This is a genomic window from Desulfofundulus sp., from assembly GCF_049701015.1.
In the GTDB taxonomy this organism is placed as follows: domain Bacteria; phylum Bacillota; class Desulfotomaculia; order Desulfotomaculales; family Desulfovirgulaceae; genus Desulfofundulus.
The window spans coordinates 1-1,844 of sequence record NZ_JBNATZ010000369.1 but is presented as its reverse complement, the minus strand read 5'-3'; the positions used below and the strand labels follow the sequence as shown (position 1 = coordinate 1,844).

The window sequence follows — 1,844 nt, the reverse complement described above, 5'->3', positions numbered from 1 at the left end:
TCCAGGGGAGACCGGTTTAGTTGAAAGCTTTTTGGATGAATTGATTATGGACACACCTGATTCGGCCTTTGAACGGGCGGTTCCTCAGGCGGGGTCCAAATTGTATTATAAGCAAAAGTTCTGTCCGAGAACTGTTTTGGTCGGGGTAGTGAGAGATGAGAAGCAGCTAAGAGTCAATCTTAATAATCGTTTTTATCATATACCCTACCAACGGGTAAAGAGAACTTGTTTTAACGTCGACTATATAGCTCTCTATCAACCAGAGACAGTCTTTGGAGATGAATCCGGTATCCAATATTACGGGCCGGTAGATAAGATGGAGGTAGTAAAGAGAAAGGATATTACCGAACTGCCTAGAAATAGCGTTGAGCTTTACGTCAAGTTTACGGTAAGTGAATGGAAAAATCTTGTAACGCCTATAAAGGCAGCCGGGTACGGGGTGAGAACTCATTTATATACAACTCTATACTTGCTCCAAAAAGCACAAGAATTACCCGAATTAAGCCTAAGGTCTGAAGAAGAATTGAGACTTTGGAAGGAACTTCGGAGATTAGGTAAGAAGGTTAAGTGTAAGGTTCAGAACAGGCAGTTGACTGTTGCCAGTAGGGTTAATGAAATCAAGTTTGATAACGTGACCATAAGAGTTTGGGAGGATCGATTGATCATAAGTAATGGACAACAGAACAAGGACATGTCACTAACTGATCTTAGTTCAAAACCCCGGACGGTTTTGAAGACGATTTTACGGTTAGCGGCTATATTTCGCTCATGACTATTTTTAGTATAATCAGATTAGACTAATCACGCGAGGTAATGTAAGTGTTTTTTTAAAAACCGCAAAACGGAATTGAACTGGCTGGAGGAGGCTTATAGGAGCGGTCGTGCTGGGCTGATGGTGTTATACGGCCGCCGGCGGGTGGGGAAAACGGAACTGCTCAGGGTTTTTTGCCGGGAGAAGAAACACGTCTTTTTTGTGGCTGACCTGACGCCCGGCCTGGAGCAGCTGGCCGCTTTTTCGCAGCGGCTGTGGGAGCAGGCCTACGGACAGGCAGAAACGGGTTTTTCTTTCCTTCCTGGGAAGCTGCCTTCCGTTTTATGGGCGGGCTGGCCCGCGAGGAGAGGCTTATTGTGGTGCTGGATGAATTCCCCTACCTTATGGAGACCAATCCGGCCATTCCTTCCATTTTGCAGAAAATCTGAGGCCCTTGGTGGGACGGGCGTAACGAATTGGACCTTCTGGCCATCAGTGAGGATGAAGCGGCCATCAAGGTGGCGCCGCAAGGCTCTATCCCGCCGGTTGCTGCTGCTTCACGGTCCTTTCCAGGGCGTCTTCCACCTGCAGGGCATAGTCGGCCAGCAGGTGGAGGTGATGGTGCAGGTATTCCCACGCCTGGAAGTTTACACGGTCGTGGCACAGTATATTGATGGCTTCTGTGATAAAGGAAGCCGCCCGCCGGGTTATGATGCCGGACCGGTACAGTACCAGGGGCAGCTGTTGCCGTTCTTCCGGTACGGGTAGCCCCAGCCTGACCACTGCCCGGTGGGCCAGGTTCAGGCAGGTGCGCAGAATGCCCTCATAGGAGGCAAAAACCTGGCCCCGGGCGGTGCGGACGATCCAGGTTGCCTTTAGCCGCCAGGCGGCTATGGCAGCCTCTTCCGGTGTGGGGCGGTCGCGCCGGAAAGCCAGCTTTTCCAGTTCCGCCTTAAAGGAGGGATCCGGGGTGTGGACCGGCAGGGCGCCGGCCAGCATCCAGGGGAGGGAAGAAAGGGTGTGGGGTGCATTCAGTACCACCACTTCCACCGGGGTGAAGAGCCATTCCGCCCGGGGTTCGGGGTCATAACCG

1 protein-coding gene and 2 pseudogenes are annotated in these 1,844 nt (G+C 51.7%); 2 read left to right on the top strand and 1 reads right to left on the bottom strand.

Annotated features, from left to right (window positions below; all coding sequences use genetic code 11):
• Positions 1–772 (top strand): annotated as a pseudogene (locus ACPLUI_RS14495) (hypothetical protein); the annotation flags it as partial.
• Between the two features lie 66 nt (positions 773–838).
• A pseudogene (locus ACPLUI_RS14490) lies at positions 839–973 on the top strand (ATP-binding protein); the annotation flags it as partial.
• A 312-nt stretch (positions 974–1,285) separates the two neighbouring features.
• Here ACPLUI_RS14490 and ACPLUI_RS14485 read toward each other — a convergent pair.
• Positions 1,286–1,844 (bottom strand): hypothetical protein (locus ACPLUI_RS14485; protein WP_424660947.1); only part of this gene is annotated, 559 nt, incomplete at its 5' end.